Annotated in this window: 4 protein-coding genes; 2 read left to right on the top strand and 2 right to left on the bottom strand. The window is 61.5% G+C overall.

Going from position 1 to position 3,981, the window contains the following annotated elements; all coding sequences use genetic code 11:
* Window positions 1-1,013: mechanosensitive ion channel family protein (locus tag EOA75_RS29990; RefSeq protein ID WP_164747665.1), on the top strand; the 1,013-nt coding region annotated here is incomplete at its 5' end.
* A gap of 49 nt (window positions 1,014-1,062) precedes the next feature.
* Here EOA75_RS29990 and EOA75_RS29985 read toward each other — a convergent pair.
* Window positions 1,063-2,835 (bottom strand): SLC13 family permease, encoded by a 1,773-nt coding sequence (locus EOA75_RS29985; RefSeq protein WP_127325847.1) that lies wholly within the window; start codon window positions 2,833-2,835, stop codon window positions 1,063-1,065.
* A 157-nt stretch (window positions 2,836-2,992) separates the two neighbouring features.
* Window positions 2,993-3,607, bottom strand: a complete 615-nt coding sequence (locus EOA75_RS29980; protein ID WP_245466778.1) for a class I SAM-dependent methyltransferase — start codon at window positions 3,605-3,607, stop codon at window positions 2,993-2,995.
* A 224-nt stretch (window positions 3,608-3,831) separates the two neighbouring features.
* Here EOA75_RS29980 and EOA75_RS29975 point away from each other — a divergent pair.
* On the top strand, window positions 3,832-3,981 hold a 150-nt coding region (locus EOA75_RS29975), incomplete at its 3' end, for an Hpt domain-containing protein (RefSeq protein WP_245466779.1).

Here is a 3,981-nt window from a genome sequence, read left to right as displayed (position 1 = left end):
ATCCGAAAACGATCCAGCAGCAGGCGAAAAAGCCCGCGGAAAAGTTCCGCTTCAGCTTCCGCAAGGAAGACCTCTGGTGGACGGCTGGCTTCGCTGCCGCTGCCTTGCTGCTCTTTGCCGTCCAGCTTCTCATCAATTGGCGCTCGGAATGGTTTGAGGCGCCTTTGCGCGCTCGCGTGCTGAATTATGTCTGGGGCGGCCTTCTCATTTTCGTCATGCTGACGATAGCGAACATCGTCGAAGTCTTTCTCATCGGCCGAATTCCCAATCGCGTTTCGCGTTTCAACCTGAAGCGAATTTTCCGGTTGGTCGTCGTGGTCGCCGTCGTCTTCGTGGCCATCTCGGTTCTGTTCGTGAACTGGTACGCCGCCGTCGTTTCGCTCGGCCTGATTTCGCTGACGCTCGGCTTTGCGCTGCAGATGCCGATCTCCAGTTTCATCGCCTGGATCTATATACTGGCCAGGGCGCCTTATCGCGTCGGCGACCGGATTCGCATCGGCGATGCCCATGGCGATGTCATCGACGTCAGCTATCTCGACACGACGTTGTGGGAATTCGGCGGCGAACATCTTTGGACCGATCATCCGAGCGGACGCGTCATCAAGTTCCCCAACTCCACCGTGTTCGACACGCCGGTCTTCAACTATTCCTGGCCGCTGTTTCCCTATGTCTGGAACGAGATCAAGTTCCAGCTCGCCTACGACAGCGACCTGGAATTCGTGGCGAAAACCATGCGAGAGGTCGTGGACGAGCAGATCGGCGACATCATGAGCCAGAAGGTGAAGGTCTATAAGGACATCCTGTCGAAAACGCCGGTGGACGAGCTGCAAGTGAAGGAGCATCCGGTGGTTCATTTTCGCGTCAGCGAAAATACCTGGCTCGAAGCCATCGTGCGCTACCTCGTGCCGCCGAAGGAAGCGGGCCGCACCAAAACACGCTTGATCAAGGAAATGCTGGCGCGAATGAATGCAGAACCCGATCGCGTGCTGTTTCCAAAGAGCAATTTGCGGTGAACTTTTTGGCTTTTGTACAGCCAAGTCGTTCGTATCCGTCCATGGCCTGTCAGTTCATTGGCCAGACGATCGCCAGCATCGGCACGGCAACAATGACGACAAGGAACGACAGCGGCAGCCCCAGACGCGGATAGTCGCTGAAACGATAGCCTCCCGGCCCCATGACAAGGGTGTTGCATTGGTGCCCGATCGGCGTGAGGAAGTCGCAGCCGGCGCCGATGGCGACAGCCATCAGAAATGCTTCCGGCCTGTAGCCCAGATCGGCGGCGAATTCCGACGCGACGGGCGCCATGACAAGCACGGTGGCGGCATTGTTGAGGAATGGCGTCACGGCCATGGCGGCAACGAGGATGAGCATCAGTGCGCCGGGCGCTGGAAGAATGGTCCCGAACCTGGCAAGCTCTGCGGCGACCAGCGCGGTCGCCCCCGTAGTGCGCAGCGAATCGCTCACCGGGATGAGAACGGCGAGCATCACGAGGATTGGGCCATCCAGCGATTGGTAGACGTCGCGGAGCGGGATGACCTTGAAAAGCACTATCCCGACCGCGGCCGCAAAGAAAGCGACGGGAACCGGGAGCAGACCAACGGCAGTCGTGAGCATGGCAAGGGCGAGGATGACCACGGGCACGATACCCTTGCGAACGCTGCCAAGAAGGATGGGCCTTTCCGCCAGCGGCAGGCAGCCTAGTCCGCGCAGTGTCTCGGGCATTGTGGTTGCATTGCCCTGCAGCACGACGACGTCGCCGAGCCTTAGCTCGACCTTGGCGAGCCTGCGGTCGAGGCGCTGACCGCGACGGCTGACAGCCAGGAGGTTGACGTTGAAGCGATCGTAGAGGGCAAGTCGCTGAGCCGTCCAGCCGATCAAGGGCGAGCTTTCGCCAATGACGGCCTCGATAGCGACCATCTCGCTGGTGGTGACCTCTTCATTCACCCGATCGCCCGTGACGCTGAGCTTGCCTTGCGAGACAAGGCGATCCAGCGCTGCCGGGTCGCCTTCGAGCAACAGGATGTCGTTCACCTTAAGGACGGCATCGGGCAGCGGCGTCATCCGCATCGTGCGATTGCGCAGGATCGACGTCACGACGGCATCGCCTCCGGCAAGCTTGATGACGTCGGCGACGGTTTTCCCGAGCACGGTGGAATCGCCGACAACTCGCGCCTCTGTAAGGTAGTCCTTGATGTCGAGGGCTTCATTCAGCGCCCCGCCGAGCTTTTCGCGCACCGGCAACAGCCAATAGAAAGACAGCAGAAAGATCATTCCGGCGGCGGCGACGGCCGCTCCAACAGGCGCGAAGTCGAACATTGTGAACGCCGTTCCGGTCAGCTGCTCTCGCACCCGGGAGACAACAATGTTCGGGGACGTGCCCACCTGCGTCATGAGACCGCCGAGCAATGACCCGAATGCCATGGGCATCAGAAATATCGATGGCGAGGTGCCGGACCGGCGCGCGAACTGAAAGGCGATCGGGATCATGATCGCCAGCGCGCCTATATTCTTGACGAAGGCAGACAGGCACGTCACCACGATCACCAGCAGCGCCAGTTGCGAGCGAACTCCCGACAATTTCGGAGCAAAGCGCGCGATGGCGAGTTCCATGATGCCCGATCGCGCTATGCCTGCGCTCACCAGCAGAGCACTGCCGACAATGATCACGATATCGTCGCTAAACCCGCTGAAGGCTTTGTCGAACGGCACAATCCCGACGGCGAGGGCGAGCAACAGCGCCGCGGCAGCGACGAGATCATAGCGATAGCGGCCCCATACGAACGCTGCCATCATCACGAAGGTGACGGCGAACGACAGGATTTGCGGCATGGTCATGTCTTCGGCTGCTCCGCAAGCGGCTGATCAGAACGCCCAGACTGCTCCTTTGTTGCTTTGGCCCCGACGGTCTTGGGCTGCTGGCGGAGCTGAAGGCCATCGCGCATGAGCGCGGTCCCCTCGCCCGGCTCTGCCCTCGCGCGCGGGCGAAATTGCCCTATCGCTTGCTGAAGAAGCCGGACAGAATGTTCGGGCCGGCTTCGCCGGGCCGCAGCCTGATGCCGTCCTCGAAGCAGTTCAGCGTCACGCATTCGAAGCCGCTGTGGGCGAGCAACGCCACCAGCGAGTCACGGTCGAAGTGGTGCAAATGCTCGTTGGGGAGACGCATACGCCAGGTTCGGAACCAGGCGTCGCCGTCGGCGCCGAGCTCGCGCCAGCGGCAGTACGGGACGGCGACGGCCAGGTGCCGGGTCTGCAGGCGGCCGAGGAAACCCAGATCCGGGATGTGTTCGAGCACGTCGAACATGGCGACCAGATCCCAGGAACTGGCCAGCGCTTCCTCCCAACCGACAAAGCGGACCCCCGCGGGCAGCGGGAACTCGGCGATGTCGTAGCCGGCGCAATCGGCGACCCCGGTTATCTTCGCGGCTTCGATGAAGGTGCCGGTGCCGTACCCAATCTCCAGCACCGAGCGGGGGATCGCGCCGGTCAATCCCAGCACCCAGCCAAGCCGCTGATATCCGAGCTTGATGGTCCGGTCGCTCAGGTCCTCGTAATAGGAAATATATCGCTTGTCGTATTTGATCGGCGTGAAGTCGATCTGGTGGATCACGCCAAATCGGTCCACCTCGTAATTGTCCAACATCAGCGTGCTGCCCTCCGGATTCCCATTCCTTATACGGCGGCGCTAAACGCAGCGTAACTGGCGGGGCCGGCGACGCAGCCAAGCAAGGCGACAGATGAGCGACAGGTAGCCCCACTCGCCATTCCGCTTCGCCCCGCTTTCTGCTTCAATATCTCCTCATTCTCGGGAGAATCTCCATCTCAACCGATCCCTTGGCCCCCCTGCGCCAACGTTTCCTCACCCGCTGCGCCTCTCAGCTCGCTGAGCTGCAGGCGGCGCGCGAGGCGCTGCCCGGCTCCGACCTGACCAAGCTCGCGCATTCGCTCGCCGGCGCGGCCGGCACTTTCGGCTTTGCGGAGATC

The sequence above is a fragment of the Mesorhizobium sp. M1A.F.Ca.IN.022.07.1.1 genome, from assembly GCF_003997575.1.
GTDB lineage: Bacteria > Pseudomonadota > Alphaproteobacteria > Rhizobiales > Rhizobiaceae > Mesorhizobium.
The sequence above is the reverse complement of the archived record's forward strand: the minus strand, read 5'-3'. Positions and strand labels throughout refer to the sequence as shown.

Coding starts and splice junctions, on each gene's coding strand:
- EOA75_RS29985 (WP_127325847.1), bottom strand. CDS start 2,835: ATGACCATGCCGCAAATCCTGTCGTTCGCCGTCACCTTCGTGATGATG.